This is a genomic window from Lactiplantibacillus sp. C232 (assembly GCF_023806725.1).
Taxonomy (GTDB): domain Bacteria; phylum Bacillota; class Bacilli; order Lactobacillales; family Lactobacillaceae; genus Lactiplantibacillus; species Lactiplantibacillus plantarum.
On sequence record NZ_JAMSKZ010000002.1, the window covers coordinates 213,697 to 228,933 of the forward strand.

Annotated in this window: 16 protein-coding genes; 14 read left to right on the plus strand and 2 right to left on the minus strand. The window is 45.7% G+C overall.

The features are described 5' to 3' along the window. The first annotated feature begins 1 nt into the window (after nt 1). The 7 genes from MZO41_RS03325 (at nt 2) to MZO41_RS03355 (ending at nt 7,807) form a co-directional block, all read left to right on the plus strand. Entirely contained in the window at nt 2-829 is an 828-nt protein-coding gene (locus MZO41_RS03325) for a hypothetical protein (protein WP_003641752.1), read from the plus strand. A gap of 331 nt (nt 830-1,160) precedes the next feature. Then, nucleotides 1,161-1,652 carry a hypothetical protein gene (locus MZO41_RS03330; protein WP_003641754.1) on the plus strand — a complete coding sequence of 164 codons (492 nt, stop codon included), beginning with the start codon at nt 1,161-1,163 and terminating at the stop codon, nt 1,650-1,652. A 168-nt stretch (nt 1,653-1,820) separates the two neighbouring features. Then, nucleotides 1,821-2,615 (plus strand): SDR family NAD(P)-dependent oxidoreductase, encoded by a 795-nt coding sequence (locus tag MZO41_RS03335; RefSeq protein ID WP_003641755.1) that lies wholly within the window; start codon nt 1,821-1,823, stop codon nt 2,613-2,615. A gap of 262 nt (nt 2,616-2,877) precedes the next feature. After that, entirely contained in the window at nt 2,878-3,795 is a 918-nt protein-coding gene (locus MZO41_RS03340; protein WP_011100907.1) for an ABC transporter ATP-binding protein, read from the plus strand. Between the two features lie 5 nt (nt 3,796-3,800). Beyond that, nucleotides 3,801-5,417, plus strand: a complete 1,617-nt coding sequence (locus MZO41_RS03345; RefSeq protein ID WP_011100908.1) for an ABC transporter permease — start codon at nt 3,801-3,803, stop codon at nt 5,415-5,417. Nucleotides 5,418-5,435: 18 nt separating this feature from the next. Further along, the gene (locus tag MZO41_RS03350; protein ID WP_003641758.1) at nt 5,436-6,098 is read left to right on the plus strand and encodes a TetR/AcrR family transcriptional regulator; all 663 of its coding nucleotides are present in this window, start codon (nt 5,436-5,438) and stop codon (nt 6,096-6,098) included. Nucleotides 6,099-6,265: 167 nt separating this feature from the next. After that, nucleotides 6,266-7,807 (plus strand): FAD-binding protein, encoded by a 1,542-nt coding sequence (locus MZO41_RS03355; RefSeq protein ID WP_003641759.1) that lies wholly within the window; start codon nt 6,266-6,268, stop codon nt 7,805-7,807. Nucleotides 7,808-7,979: 172 nt separating this feature from the next. Here the strand turns inward: MZO41_RS03355 and MZO41_RS03360 are convergent, their stop codons facing one another. Continuing rightward, nucleotides 7,980-8,492 carry a folate family ECF transporter S component gene (locus MZO41_RS03360; RefSeq protein WP_003641760.1) on the minus strand — a complete coding sequence of 171 codons (513 nt, stop codon included), beginning with the start codon at nt 8,490-8,492 and terminating at the stop codon, nt 7,980-7,982. A gap of 229 nt (nt 8,493-8,721) precedes the next feature. Here MZO41_RS03360 and dhaS point away from each other — a divergent pair, with 229 nt between their 5' ends. After that, the gene (dhaS, locus tag MZO41_RS03365) at nt 8,722-9,240 is read left to right on the plus strand and encodes a dihydroxyacetone kinase transcriptional activator DhaS (RefSeq protein WP_003641761.1); all 519 of its coding nucleotides are present in this window, start codon (nt 8,722-8,724) and stop codon (nt 9,238-9,240) included. Here the strand turns inward: dhaS and dhaQ are convergent. Then, entirely contained in the window at nt 9,237-10,226 is a 990-nt protein-coding gene (gene dhaQ, locus MZO41_RS03370; protein WP_003641762.1) for a DhaKLM operon coactivator DhaQ, read from the minus strand. The genes dhaS and dhaQ overlap by 4 nt on opposite strands. Before the next feature lie 161 nt (nt 10,227-10,387). Here dhaQ and dhaK point away from each other — a divergent pair, with 161 nt between their 5' ends. The 6 genes from dhaK (at nt 10,388) to MZO41_RS03400 (ending at nt 15,224) form a co-directional block, all read left to right on the plus strand. Next, entirely contained in the window at nt 10,388-11,386 is a 999-nt protein-coding gene (gene dhaK, locus MZO41_RS03375) for a dihydroxyacetone kinase subunit DhaK (RefSeq protein WP_003641763.1), read from the plus strand. 13 nt (nt 11,387-11,399) lie between these two features. Then, nucleotides 11,400-11,981: a dihydroxyacetone kinase subunit DhaL gene (gene dhaL, locus MZO41_RS03380; RefSeq protein WP_003641764.1), complete on the plus strand. Its 582-nt coding sequence runs from the start codon at nt 11,400-11,402 to the stop codon at nt 11,979-11,981. Next, nucleotides 11,978-12,346, plus strand: coding sequence for a dihydroxyacetone kinase phosphoryl donor subunit DhaM (gene dhaM, locus MZO41_RS03385; RefSeq protein ID WP_003641765.1), 369 nt, complete (start codon nt 11,978-11,980; stop codon nt 12,344-12,346). Before dhaL ends, dhaM begins: the two co-directional genes overlap by 4 nt. A gap of 14 nt (nt 12,347-12,360) precedes the next feature. After that, nucleotides 12,361-13,068: an MIP/aquaporin family protein gene (locus MZO41_RS03390; RefSeq protein ID WP_003641766.1), complete on the plus strand. Its 708-nt coding sequence runs from the start codon at nt 12,361-12,363 to the stop codon at nt 13,066-13,068. Nucleotides 13,069-13,218: 150 nt separating this feature from the next. Continuing rightward, complete coding sequence (locus MZO41_RS03395) at nt 13,219-14,238, plus strand: LacI family DNA-binding transcriptional regulator (protein WP_003643677.1); 1,020 nt, start codon at nt 13,219-13,221, stop codon at nt 14,236-14,238. Nucleotides 14,239-14,261: 23 nt separating this feature from the next. Beyond that, nucleotides 14,262-15,224, plus strand: coding sequence for a LacI family DNA-binding transcriptional regulator (locus MZO41_RS03400; protein WP_003641768.1), 963 nt, complete (start codon nt 14,262-14,264; stop codon nt 15,222-15,224). The last annotated feature ends 13 nt before the right edge of the window (nt 15,225-15,237 follow it).

Below are 15,237 nucleotides of genomic sequence, written 5' to 3' on the forward strand. Positions count from 1 at the left end.
AATGGAAGTGGTAGGTATGTGGCGGCATCGATTTTTGATCAAAGGTTCTGAACAGGAGTTGGCATGGCTGAATGCGCAAGCGCAGCGACGCTATTTATTGATGGCCATTCATGGAAATTGGTATCAGTTTAAAAAAGTGCCGACGATTTATCGGGTCTTTAGTGAGTATGTGCCACAAGCAGTCGCGGCTGACATGAGCAACAGTAACAGCGCGTTTCAAGTTCTTGCCCAAGTGCAAGTACAGCAACCAGATGTTCAGATTGTGTATACCGGCAGCGACCAACCAGCATTACAGCAAACGACAATGGCGCCAACTGATCCTAAGGTTCGTTTGCAAGTAGCTTTGCAGTTACGTGATCGGGCGATGAATACGATCAACCTCAGTCTTTATGCAGGGGTTGTGGTATGGGGATTGTTTTTGATACTGATCCTTCATCGGGGTGATACAGATTTAATAGGCGTCTGGATGCTAATGCTATTAGTAGGACTTCTCGCGGTATTAGGACTGTATCGGACGGCACATCGTTTGCAGAATCAAATCAGCCAGTTACGGCGTGACACTGAACAGTACGACGGGGCCTGGATGCCGACGATGCACGTTTTTGTGAGCGCATTGACTGCTGATCTTGACACCGAGGAACCGGCATTAAAGTCGTTAGGTCGGTGGACCTTAGTTGGTCATAGTAAAAAGGGCCAGTATTGGTATGATCTACAAACGCTAGCCAACGCGGCAGAAATCAAACAGACTTTACGACCGTTCATTGCGACTGACACTAACGTCAACGTTCTGAGCTGGTTAGGGCTCGCGCCACTGGGCTGGTTTGTGTGATTGGCAATAATTGTTTGTACAATTAACATATAAAACGTTAGACTATTCTGAGACTAACGTTTTTTTTGTGTTTACCGGTCTGATGATAATATAAATGATAAAAAGTGACATATAATCATAATAGTAGTATTCTAAATAAAAGACAAAGCTGGAATAGGTTGAGTGTTAGTTAATCAGCTGGAAATTAATGGATATTGTGCGAATTTTACTATAAAAGTTTTTTTATTCGTCACAAATATTTCATATAATCGGGTTAACTTAAATAGTACAAGCTCGATTGTGTTGAAGACAATTGAGCTGATTACACAGAAAGCTTAGTGAGGTGATTTTGATGCGACTTAAGGATTTAACTGGTGAGACTTTCAGCCGTTTGACCGTTATCGAACGGGCTGAAAGTGCGCCGAATGGTAATGCACGGTGGTTGTGTCAGTGTTCATGTGGACGACAAGTAGTTGTCGATAGTTATCGGTTACGGAAAGGGATTACGAAGAGCTGCGGCTGTTTACGGGCAGATGTTAGTCGAAAGAATATTTTTGAAAATCCGCAAACCCGTAAAAATATGGGACGTAGTGATAACTTACCGCTTTATCAGGGAACTTCGGTCGATCGATTGAAACCGAATAGCCGGAATCGGAGCGGGGTCATTGGTGTTTCCTTTGATCGGTGCTCACAGAAGTGGGTCGCACGGTTAATGTATCGGGGCCGCTTAGTTTTGAATCAGCAGTTTGCTGATATGGATGATGCCATCATGGCACGTAAGCAAGCAGAACAACGCTACGTTATGCCAGTGTTAGAAGAATATGCGAAATCAAGCGCGGATTAAGATGCGTACATAATTAGCATGCCAGGAGACTGGTGTGCTTTTTTTGCGATTATTACCCGGGAAATAAACGAGTTAGATTAATACCCGTGAGGACCGATTATTTGTGTTTATTGATCGAACTAGCTAAAATTAACAGGCAATTTAAATTAGAACGGAGGAACTTTGAGCATGGAAATGGGATTGGCAGGAAAACGGGTCTTGGTCACTGGTTCGACTAAGGGAATCGGACGGGCAATTGCGGTAGCATTTGCCAAGGAAGGCGCGGATGTGGTCATTAATGGTCGCCGCGCAGATACGGTGGCAGCGGTTGTGGATGAACTCGCAGCGGCATACCCAACAACTCATCCAGTGGCGGCACCGTATGATATTAGTGATCCGCAGCAAGCTGACAAAATGTTTCAACAAATTCCAACGGTTGACGTACTGGTCAACAATATGGGAATCTTTGGGCCAATGGCTTACGATGAGATTGACGATGCAACCTGGGAACGCTTCTTTAAAGTGAACGTGTTGTCTGGCAATCGGTTGGCAAAACATTATTTACCTGCAATGTTAGCCCAAGATTTTGGACGCATTATCTTTATTGCGAGTGAAGAAGCAGTTATGCCTTCGGGGGAAATGCCCCAATATTCGATGACTAAATCGATGAACCTTTCTTTAGCGAAGAGTCTGTCGAAGTTAACAGTTGGCAGCCACGTAACGGTTAACACGGTTATGCCCGGCTCGACATTAACAGAAGGTGTTCAGAAAATGTTAGATGATATGTATGCTGATTCAGATTTGCCAAAGGATCAGTGGGAGCATGACTTTATGATTAATCATCGACCACTATCACAAATTCAGCGTTTGATTCGGCCGGAAGAAATTGGTCGGTTAGCAGTGTTTGTCGCTAGTCCGTTTGCTAGCAGTTTTTCGGGTGAAGCATTGCGGGCGGATGGTGGGTTAGTCCCAACTATCTTCTAGTGGCTAATGAAGACGATATATCTTTCTGGTTCTGCCATAGAAATTCAGATGTCAAAAAACTGTTTTAGCGAGTAAAGTTTATCGCCAAAACAGTTTTTTTGTTGACTTGACTATCCTCAGAAGCCAGTTTCAAGCGGATTAGATGTTTAAAATAAAATTTTTAACTGATTGACTGGCTAGTCATTGACTTATTAGTCAACGGCGCCTATGATTGCAGCATCAACAATAAGATGCTCGAATTTGAAGGATGGGAGTGAGTCATATGGATAAAGAACCGTTATTAAGGATTAGTCACTTGCAAAAGCATTTCGGGAAGTTTCAGGCTCTCAAGGATATTAATTTTGAAATCAACGCGGGGGAAGTTTTTGGCTTTATCGGTCCGAATGGTGCTGGTAAATCAACCACCATTCGGGTACTACTTGGAATTTTAAAAGCTAGTGGTGGGCAGGCGACGATTTTTGGTCGCGATGTCTGGCGGGATAGTGTGGCGATTCATAAGCGAATTGCTTATGTGCCAGGCGATGTTTATTTATGGCCTAATCTAAGTGGTGGGGAAATTATTGACTTGTTTCTTAAACTAAACGGTGGTCAGCATACGGCTAAGACGGACGCGCTAATTAAACAATTCGAACTGGATCCGCGTAAAAAAGCGCGCACTTATTCTAAAGGTAATCGGCAAAAGGTGGCCTTGATTGCGGCACTCTCAACGGATGCTGATCTATATATTTTTGACGAACCAACGTCCGGACTGGATCCGCTAAATGAGCAGACGTTTCAAAATGAAGTATTGGCTTTAAAACGGCGAGAGAAGAGCGTCCTGTTATCTAGCCATATTCTGTCAGAAGTGGAAAAAATGTGTGATCGCATCGGTATTATCCGTGAGGGACAGATTGTTGAAACGGGGTCGTTAGCTGAGATGCGGCACTTGACCCGAACCACGGTCGATGTGCAAACACGACTGCCTTTGACTGACTTGACCACCCTAGCTGGTGTTCACGGGGTCACAGCGCGCCACGGAGATAACCACGTCAGTCTAGCCGTCGATGCTGACCAGTTGACGCCGGTAGTGCAGTACTTGGCGAGTCGGAAACTGATCAGCTTAACAACGACCCCACCAACGTTAGAAGATTTATTCATGCGCTATTACACGACCGAACAACAACCGGTGAAGGGGAAGTGATGCTGATGGCAACACAACTATTTGCTCGTACCGGATTACTGATACGGTTCAACTTACGACGAGATTGGAAAAAGTTGCTCATTTGGGTCGTCGTGTTGACGGGGCTATTCACGGCCATCGCCGCGAAGTTTGATGGTATTTATGGCACTCAGATGGCACTGAATGAAATTGTCAAAACGCTTAAAACGCCCGCGATGATTTCCTTATTTGGTGCGTTTTCGGCCAAATCGCCATATACGACGGCCAAGGTGTTTGCAACTGAAATGGTGGTTTTTATGGCCATCGTCATGATTGTGATGAATATCATGGTGGCCGTGGTTACGACGCGCGGGGATGAAGATGATGGCCTGCTAGAGCTAGTGCGTGCCCACGCGGTCGGTCGGTTAGCACCACTATTCGCCGGGGCAGCTGAGTTAACGGCGCTAAATGGTTTGATTGGTTTTCTTTTTGCCCTCGGGCTGACCGTCGCCAAGCTTCCGGGAGCGACGACGCCAGGTAATTGGTTAATTGGTCTGGGCTTAGGGGGCTTAGGCTGGGCTTTTGGAATGTTGACGCTGTTACTTGCACAGGTAATGACTAGTGCGAGTGGTACGACGATGCTGAGCTATTTGCTACTGGGCGTCATGTACGTTGCACGAATGGGCACGGATGTTAACCGTCCAGACCTGACTTGGTGGATCCCCTTTGGTTGGATTGAAAAATTAGATGCGTATCAAACCAATGATTGGTTACCAATCGGCCTGTATGTATTACTGGGTCTTGGTTGTTCAAGTTTGGCTGCAGCTCTTAATGCTTATCGGGACTTGGGCGCGGGCTTAGTCGAACCACGGCGCGGTCGGCGACAGGCTAGTGGTTTATTGCGGGGTCCCGTGACCCTATTATGGCGGCAGGCACATGGTCTGATTATTGCATGGCTACTAGGGAACTTTATCTTAGGTGCCGCGTATGCGTCCGTCTTTAATACGATTGGCGATCTGGCAAAGAGCAATCCAATGATCAAACAACTGCTAGGTGCGTCAGCTTTAGCAGCAGCGAATCGCTTGATCGTCAAAAATTTCATTGCTGTGTTGGCTATCGTCATGGTGATCGTTGCACTGGTTCCAGCAGTACAGTTAATGCTCAAACTGGTCAATGATGAACAAAAAGGCTATCTACATCAAGTTTATGCGACGGCCACATCACGTTGGCACGTGTGGGCAAGCTATACCGGCTGGGCAATCGTAACGGGACTGCTCGTTTTACTTGCCGGTCTAAGTGGTATGTATTTGATGGGCCTGACGAGTATGGTCAAGCCCATCAGTTGGGTGACCTATTGGCACGTGTTTGCGGCCTATGCACCGGCGATGTTAGTGATGGTAGCGGTGACGAGTGCCTTAGCGGGCTGGCGACCTAAATGGCGGTATGCTGCGTGGATCTGGGTATTTTACGCCTTCTTCTCATTGTATCTTGGTAATTTGATTGATTTGCCAAAATGGGCACGCCGTTTAACGCCCCTTGGCTTTGTTAACAAGGTACCAATCAAGCCCTTAGATGGAACGACAAGTAGCTGGTGCCTATTATTAACTGTGCTAATATTAGTAGTAGCAGCACTAAGTTATCGGCGGCGTGATCTAGCTCAGTAAACGAAAGGAGTGCGTGACATGGCAGTAAAACAACCTGTTCCTAAAGACCCGGCGAAGGTCGAGCGTATTATGCACGCGGCCATGCACACCTTTGCCGTCAGTGGCTATCGAGATGCTAAAACGGATGTGATTGCGTCCGCGGCAACGGTGTCTAAGGGCCTATTATTTCATTATTACGGTAGCAAACAGCGCTTGTATTTGGCCACTGTTCAGCTTGCTACTGACACGATTATTGCCACCATTAATCAACAAGTTTTTGATGTTCCAGATGACCTAGTCACGTTGATGGTGCGGAGTGCGCGTTACAAGGCGGCGTTTGGTAAAGACCACCCGGATGAAATGAAGGTCTTGATTGACGCCTATGGCGCGCTGGAGCGCTTGCCGGTAAAGATACAGGCACAAATGAAGATCCTGTATACTAAGTCGATGACTATTTCCCGGGAAATGATCAGTCAGGTGCTGGATAAAATGACGCTGCGTGCGGATGTTGATCGTGATGCAACGATTGCTTTGATTATGGGTGTTTACAATCAGATTTTTATGGAATTTCAGACCTATATGCGTGAGAATCATCAAGTTGAATCGATGGCCGATATCGAATGGGTGGTCAGTCGCGCAAAAACCTACATGGGGATTTTAGAACATGGGTTTATGGCGGCGGATTTAGATGACCAGCAGTAATAATACGTATCTTAGACAGCCGACGGATGTTTAATCCGGACGACTGTTTTTCGACCGGTGGATTCGGCAGCGTTTAATAGTGATAATGTTTATTCGCTTTTTTCGTTAGCAGGCTAAAAATGTGGTAAGTTAGACTTAATAGATGACGGATGAAGTGAGGGATCGGAATGGAATTACATTTAACGGCACGACAGACGGGATTGTGGCAACGGTTGATGGCACTGGCACGTGAGCAATTGATGGGACTCGCCATGCAGATGGAGTCGACTGGGAAAGTCGATCGACCGACACTGACAACGCTTGCCCAGCAATTGGCTTTGGACGATCCACTACCAGATGACCGCCTGAGCCAACGGGTTTTGAGTACATTAGCGCTGGCGCAAAGTTCAGCTGGGCTCGCTATGAGTTTTGCCAGTAGTTGGCAAGTTGAGGATGCAATATTAACGTTTGGAACCCCGCAACAACGCCAACGGTATTGTGCACAATCAGGTGTTTTTGGACTCGCGGCATTACCGGAACAAGTCATGGCTAGTAGTACCGTCAAAGCAACGCCGGTAACAGCTGGCTGGCAACTGTCCGGTGCGGTTAAAACGGTATTGAATGTTACACAGGCAACTGAGTATTTAGTTCTCGCACAGACACCACCGAATGCTACAGGGGCCTTTGTTATTAGTGCTGATCAGCCAGGCGTCACGGTCAGCCAACCAATAACCCCTTTAGGGTTACACGGATTGACCATCGCGGATGTTCAACTCACCGATGTCCCGGTTACGGCCGCTGATCAAATCGGTCAATTGGGACAAGGACAACGAGTGATGCAACGGGCGCAAAGCTTGGGGCAATTATTTGCCGGGGCGATTACAGCGGGAATATGGCAACATGCCACAGACCAGGCACGACAGTTAGCGCTGACAGAACAGCCGCCGTTAACTGCCTTGGCGCCAGCAATGGCGATTACGGCCGCCTTACAGACTAGTGTCTACAATGCGGCCCAACAGGCCGATGATGAGCGCCCATTTACAGACGCAGCGCAATTGGCGGCAATGTTTGCCAGCCAAAATGCCTTGGCGCCGTTTAAAATTTTGATGCCATTGATCGGTGATCTAGCCTATACGCAACACTCGCCGTTAAGTGCCTTGCAAAATGACGTGGCGACACTACCGTTGATTGTTGGCACGGATACGCAATTGGCGTTGACTTTTGCCACGACGAGCCTGAATGACGAAGTGGCCGATGTCCCGACAACGGGACCCCACACAGCTCCTGAGCACCTAGTCGTGGCCGACCTACATCGGGTCGTAAAACGCTTGAATTTGACTAGGGATGTGCCAGTCAATGTCGGCAGTATTGCTACGGCGAAACGCGTCGTGGCATTAGGTCGAGGCGCGATGGAACCGGCAGTATTGCTTCAAGCCCAACAATTGGCCAAGTGGATTGGTGCAGCATTGGCTGTTACCCAGCCGCTAACGGCTATGGAACAATTTAGCATTGAGCAACAAATTGGTGCCTCAGCAGTGACGGTTGCACCAGAAGTCTTGATCAACATTGGCGTCGCTGGTGATGATGATTACTTGGCTGGCATGGCTGGTGCGCAACACGTTCTTTCTGTGAATACGGATGAACAAGCGCCAATCTTCAAGCATTCACAACAAATTTTCGTGGGCGGTGCCGCTGAATTTTTGGCCGGAATGGTGGCAGCATTAAATTAATACGAAGTCGAGTTCGGCACTGTTGGTAGGTCTGACGGGGTCGTATGACAATCAATTGTTTGCACAAAAACTAAGGGTCACAGCAATGTACTGTGGCCCTTGGTTTTTTACTTAGCTTTAAATTAAGTACCACCAGTCATTACTTAATTAACGAAATAATTAATGACCACCGTCACTTAAAACGTGCGGTGAGCTGGTTCAGAATCGGAATCTTAAATAGGGCAATCAAGATAACTGAGTAGCAGACGTAGGTTATGACTTCTTGTATCATGCGCGTTGTTAGCAAAACTGACCATGGTGTTAAGTACATGAGATGAAGCCAGAGGCTGTTTAAAAACAAATTGAGAATAAAGACGACGATAAAGTTAGCGACGAGAACGCGCGTCAGTGAAGTTTGATGTTGAAAGGCGTATCCAAAGACTAACCCAGTCAGAAAAGCGGTTAGGATAAAACCAGGAAAAAAGGTGAACTTTGGGAAGAGCAGCATTCCGAGTAGGGAGGAAATCGCGCTACTGCCGGCTGTAACTAGTGGTGAAAATAAACGGGCCGTTAAACCAATAATAATAAACGCGAAGGATATCTTGGTTAGCAATAGTTGAATTGACAGTAAACTCCCTAAGATAAGTTGCATGGCAATTAAAGCACCGAGTAACGGGATACGCCGAACCGTGAGTGATGATGTCATAATAATTGAAGCCCCCTAAGTGTGTTGAATGTATTTTAGGGGAATTTGTTGAGAATTACTAGACCTGAAATTATTGGTTATAAGTAATATAAAAATATCGCTAGGAGAAACGCTATGACGTTATGTAGCGTTTCTCCTAGCGATCAATTAATCCGGAATATGGCTCCCGTTGGACATGGGTTGCAGTTATCGCTACAATGTTGATAAAAGGCAGTATGGAGGCGTTTGAATGGCATACATTACAAAAAAGAAAATTGCACAAGCCTTTCATGACGTCGTCCTAGTGAGGGGCTTTAGCCGAACTTCCGTGACGGCAATTATGAGCACCGCCGATTTTAGACGGCAAACATTTTATGATTATTTTCAAGATAAATATGAATTATTAACCTGGTTTATTGATGACACCCTGACTGAAACGGTTGAACATAATCTGAATTATTTGCCTTGGATCGACATTATTAAACTAGTTTGTTACGAGTTAGATGCGAATCGTCAATTTTATGCAGAATGTATTAACACGCAGCATGAAATTGACGTGACGGCACTTGTCGGTAACCACTTAGCCACGTTATTGACTGAACTAACGCACGCCAATACAACAGAAACGGCGGCCCTAATCTGGTTGCTGTGCTTGGGAATCGCACAATCGTTAACGCATAATATCGTTGCGAATCATCCTGAAGATTATGAGGTGCTTTCTCAGCACGCTATTGCGGCCATCGAAATGACACTCGAAATTTTGAACTAGTTAGGCCAAGCAGCAGTTTTGACGGGTCGGTTTAGAGCAGTTAACCAGTCAGGGTCGGCTAGGCTGAGTAAGGTTAATGACAACCCATGCATCCCGTTAGCAGTTAAAAAAGTTCCCACTTTGTTGAAGTCGATTGTTAGTGCGGCTAAGGTGAGTAATTCGTGAACATCATTATTGAACACCATGAGTTCCATGGGCGTTGTCCCACCGAGGGAGTTAACGAAAACGGCGTAATGGTCGTCAGCATGCCACTTAAAGTTGAGACGTAATTTACTAATTAATTCCTGTGCGAGTCGTTCTGACGATTGAAAAGGTTCACGCCGATAACCGGGTTCCCCGTGAATACCGATACCGTAATAAATTTCACCAGGATTCAAGTTAAACGATGCCGTTGACTGTCCTGGAATGCGGGCGCCGCTAGCAGCAACCCCAATCGTGTGAATGTTTGGCACTAGGGCGGCAGCGATGTGGGTCAATTCAGCGATAGAGGCCCCCTGAGCTGCAGCGGCACCAAGAATTTTATGCACTAAAATCGTGCCAGCAACTCCTCGTCGGCGCTGTTTTAAAGATTCATGATCCACGGAAATATCGTCTGCCACAATACATAGACCAGTTTGCCAATGTTCCTTTTGCAGTTGTTGTTGAGCAGCCGTAAACGCACTAACATCTGCTGGAAAATTTTTAACAATGAAAAAAACGCGACGCTGGCGTGTCACCTGTTTTGTGACTTTAACGATTTCTTGAGATGTAGGGGGTTGAAAAACCGTTCCCATGATTGCGGCAGTTAACATACCAGGCCCAACATAACCCCAGTGTGCCGGATCGTGACCGCTGCCCCCACCAGCAATTAACGGAATCTGATCATCTTGAAAGTTGCTGTCGTAACATCCGAATGTATTTGGTACCCATGTTAAATTTGGATAGGCCCATTGAATGCCCTGAGTTGCTTGACTCAGGGCATTTTGAGGTTCATTAATGATTTGCATGGGAACACCTTCTTATATTGTTAATTTGATTTTATTATAACGCATTCGAATGACCATGCTTGTCAGAAGCTGGCGGACAAAATAACGAAACTGTCCATTATTTTTGAAAGCGGATTCATTTACAATTAACGTGTTAATTCGAGAAAGGAAGGACAACAAAAATGAAAAAAATAATTAATGATCCCAAGAATGTCGTCGACGAAATGGTTGATGGGTTAGTACGTGCCTATCCTCAGTATTTAACTAAATTACCGGATACCGAAGCAATGGTTCGTAGTGATCAAGATTCAATGCAGGGAAAAGTTGGAATTGTTAGTGGTGGCGGGAGTGGTCATGAGCCCGCCCACGCCGGCTTTGTTGGCCCTGGCATGCTCAGCGCTGCCGTGGCAGGACAGGTTTTCACCTCACCGACGCCAGACCAAATTTATGCGGCAATTAAGGCTGTCGATCAAGGTAAGGGCGTTTTCTTAGTCGTGAAGAATTATTCTGGTGATGTCATGAATTTCGATATGGCGAAAGATATGGCTGAATTAGATGATATTCAAGTTAAATCGATTGTCGTTGATGATGACATTGCTGTTAAGGATAGTTTATATACTCAGGGTCGTCGCGGGGTTGCCGGCACTATCTTTATGCATAAGATACTTGGGGCGGCCGCGGATCAAGGCGTTGATTTGGATGATTTAGAAAGTTTAGCAACGCATGTTTTACCACGGATTAAAACGATTGCGGTCGCATTATCCGCAGCGACGGTTCCGGAAGTCGGCAAACCTGGCTTTGAATTGGCAGATGATGAAATCGAGTTTGGCGTCGGAATCCATAGCGAACCAGGTTATCGGCGCGAAAAAATCAAGCCATCCAAACAACTTGTTCAGGAATTGCTAGGTAAATTAGATGATGAATTACACCTACAGTCAGATCATCAGTATGCGTTCTTGGTTAATGGTATGGGAGCGACGCCATTGATGGATCAGTATGTCTTTTGCCATGACTTGTTGGATGAACTGGCAACACGGCACATTCAACCGGCCTTTATGAAGGTTGGTAATTATATGACTTCGATTGATATGGCCGGTATTTCACTGACGATATTCGATGTTGCTGAATCTCAATGGCTAGATTACTTACAGTACCCGGTCAAAACAATCGCGTGGTCATAAGGAGGAATTGAGAATGTTAACAGTTGAGAACACAACAGTATGGCTGAATAAGTTTGCTGATCAGATTGAACAACACCAAAGTTACCTAAGTGAATTAGATACGCCGATTGGCGATGGTGACCATGGGGGTAATATGGCTCGGGGCCTAGCAGCAGTTAAGGCAGCACTTGCCACGCAACCAGCAGACATAACTAAACTATTTCAAGCAACGGCGATGGCATTGATTAGCAAAGTCGGTGGTGCTTCTGGACCATTGTACGGAACAGCTTTCTTAGAAATGGCAAAGCAAAGTAAGATTGATAGCGATTTAGGTGGATTGTTGGCCGCTGCATTAGCTGGGATTGAAAAGCGGGGTGGCGCGACAACCGGCGATAAGACGCTGATTGATGTGTGGGCGCCGGTTGTTCAGGCGGTCCAAGCGGGCGAATTGACGCAGGATGTTATCGATGATGCAGTTGCTAGCACCGAACCGATGGTGGCTAAAAAAGGGCGAGCATCCTATCTAGGTGAACGTTCAGTGGGACACCTTGATCCAGGTGCTGTCTCGAGTGGTTATTTATTTACAACGTTACTGGATACGGAGGGAATCTTATGAGTTTAGGAATTGTAGTTGTTTCACACGTCCCAGAAATTGCCGCAGGTATTCAGCGTTTGTTAGGGCAAGTTGCCCAGGACGTTTCGATTACGATTGCTGGTGGTACGGATGACAATCAAGTCGGAACCAGCCTGACCAAAATTACACAAGCGTTTGATGCAAATCATGCGGATGAACTCTTGGCCTTTTATGATCTTGGTAGTGCCAAAATGAATCTGGAAATGGCCATTGAAATGAGTGATAAAACGGTCCATTTATATGATACGGCACTCATTGAGAGTGCCTACACGGCCGCATCGCTATTACAGGCGGCTGTGCCACTTGCGGATGTCGAAGCTCAATTAGCGCCATTAAAAATCAAGTAGGATGGTGACGAAACATGCACGGTTTTTTAGGTGAATTTTTAGGTACCATGGTGTTAATTGTATTTGGGGTTGGTAGTGGTGCCGCCATGAATTTAAAGGGTAATTATGCACGCCATCAGAATTGGACGTTTATTTGCTTGGCGTGGGGCCTAGCCGTTACGTTTGGGGTCTATGTTGCCGGACAATTTGGTTCGGATGGTCATCTAAATCCAGCGGTGACAGTTGGTTTTGCGTTATTCGGTTATTTGCCAATGGCTAACGTTTGGCCGTACTTATTAGGCCAGTTCTTAGGGGCCTTTATCGGCGCGGTAATCGTTATTATTCAGTACTACCCACACTTTCAAGCTGCCAAAACGGCGGCAGATGGCAATCAAGTTGGCATTTTTGCAACTGGTCCAGCCATCAGTAACCCGGTATTTAATTTTCTAAGCGAAACGATTGCGACCTTCTTCTTTATCTTCGTGTTGTTGAATCTCGGTAACTTTACCCAGGGATTAAAGCCATTGATGGTGGGGCTGCTCATTGTTGTCGTTGGTCAGACCTTGGGTGGAACCACAGGCTTTGCGATTAATCCGGCGCGTGATTGGGCACCACGATTAGCCTACACGATTCTCCCGGTTCCTAATAAAGGGTTGGCTAATTGGGGTTATGCCTGGGTTCCAATGTTTGGTCCATTGCTTGGTGGTATTTTGGCAGCTGGTCTGGAAACAATTATTAGTTAAATACTCACAACTGTGCCGATTTTGTTGGGCGCAGTTTTTTGTTATAAAGTATAATTAAATAAATAATGCAAGTTTATGCAATCGCTTGCAATAACGATGAAAACGTTTTATATTTAATGAGATGGATTCAAATAGATCGGGGGGATCATGATGGCAACGATCAAAGATGTTGCCCAGCGCGCAGGTGTTTCGCCTTCAACAGCGTCACGTGCAATGCATGGTAGCAAGATTATCAGTAAGCCAACACGTGACAAGGTCATTAAAGCGGCGCGGGAGTTAAATTACGCGCCGGATTTTAATGCGCAGAATTTAGCAACTAAGGCTAGTAATACAATCGGGGTGGTACTACCAGTAGATCATCACGAAATCTTTTCTAACCCATTTTTCTTAGAGATGATTCGGGGTATCAATGAAGTTTGTAGTAAGAATGGCGCAATGACAACGCTAGCAACGGGGATTTCAAGTGATGAACTGGTGCATAATATTGATGTCATGATTGCACAAGGCCATATCAAAACTTTTATTTTACTGTATTCTGAAAAAAATGACCCAGTTGTTGAGCGCTTGAAGCAATTTGATGTCCAATACGTTGTGATTGGTAAACCTTACCAAGACGTCAATAAAACATCGTATGTTGATAATGATAATATCCAAGCCGGAACGGATGCAGCCCAATATCTAATTGATCATGGACACCGGCGCATTGGGTTTTTGTATTCGGATTTATCACGGATGGTGCAAAGTGATCGGATGCTTGGCTATCAACGTGTAATGATGCAAAATCAGTTACCAAATATTATGTTGGAAGAACGGTTTGAGACTCATGCGGCGGGTGTTAAAACACTACATAAGTTTTTTGAACAGTATCCAGATGTTACCGGGTTTGTGGCCGTAGATGATATGTTGGCGTTGAAATTACAACAGGTTCTCCATAATGATCCGAACTGGAAAGTTAAACAATTCTCACTGATTGGTTTTAATAACTCCATTTTTTCTGATTTAGCGCACCCGATGCTGACATCGATTGCGGTCTTTCCACAGCGTTTAGGTGAAGAAGCGGCCAAGATTGCGATGGCTGACCATCCTGCTGATGAATTATCAACGGCAGTAATTGTGCCTCATCAAATTGTTAAACGCCATTCCGTCCACCAAATCAAGTCCTTACAGTAGTAAGTTAGGGGGGTATTTTGATTATGATAACGCTAAACGATGTCGCGAAAAAAGCTAATGTCTCAAAAATGACAGTTTCACGAGTCATTAATCATCCGGAACAGGTTCGTCCTGAGCTTCGAGAGATGATTTTAAATGTGATGACACAGCTAGACTATCATCCGAATGCGGCAGCGCGAGCGCTAGTAGGGCGGAGAACCCGGGTTGTAAAATTAACGATTTTTGAAGACATGGACACGACGGAACCCTATTACATGATGTTGCTCGCGGGGATTGCGAATGAATTGAATCAACATCAATACGCCTTGCAGATTGCGACGCGCAATAGCTATGAGGTTGGCGAATGTGATGGCTATATTTTGACTGGTATTCGGCAAGCCGATTACGCATGGGTCGAACGTCTTAATCAGCCAGTCGTCTTTGTTGGTAGCAATCGTCAGGGATACGACTACGTTGATACTAATAATTATCAGGCGGTCTGGGAAAGTACACGTTATGCCGCGGAACAGGGCTATACGCATCTTGTCTTTATTGGTATCGCTATTGCCGAACCGTTTGAGCTAGATCGTGAACGAGGTTTTCGAGAGTACGTCACGACACATCATATTAGCGCTCAGATTATTCGATTAGCCAATCATTCACACGTTGCAACTGCGTATGTGAAGAGCCATTGGTCTGGTTTTCCACGTAATACGGCGTTTATTTGTGCAAGTGATCGGTTGGCGATCGGCGTTGAAACGGCAATTATTAATCAAGGTGGTCGCGTTCCCATAGAATATGGCATTATCGGTTTTGATGGCGTGTTATTAAATCAGATTGCAGCCAAACGGTTGACAACGATGAAGCAACCGCTTGAAGCAATGGGACGAGCTGCTGCACGGCTATTATTGGCTAATATCAACCATACTGATCGTTCTCGCGGGCGGCATGATCAAGAAAAAATCATCATTAATTCACGGTTGTCGGTGGCTGAATCGACCCGTTAAAGAGGAGTCTGGA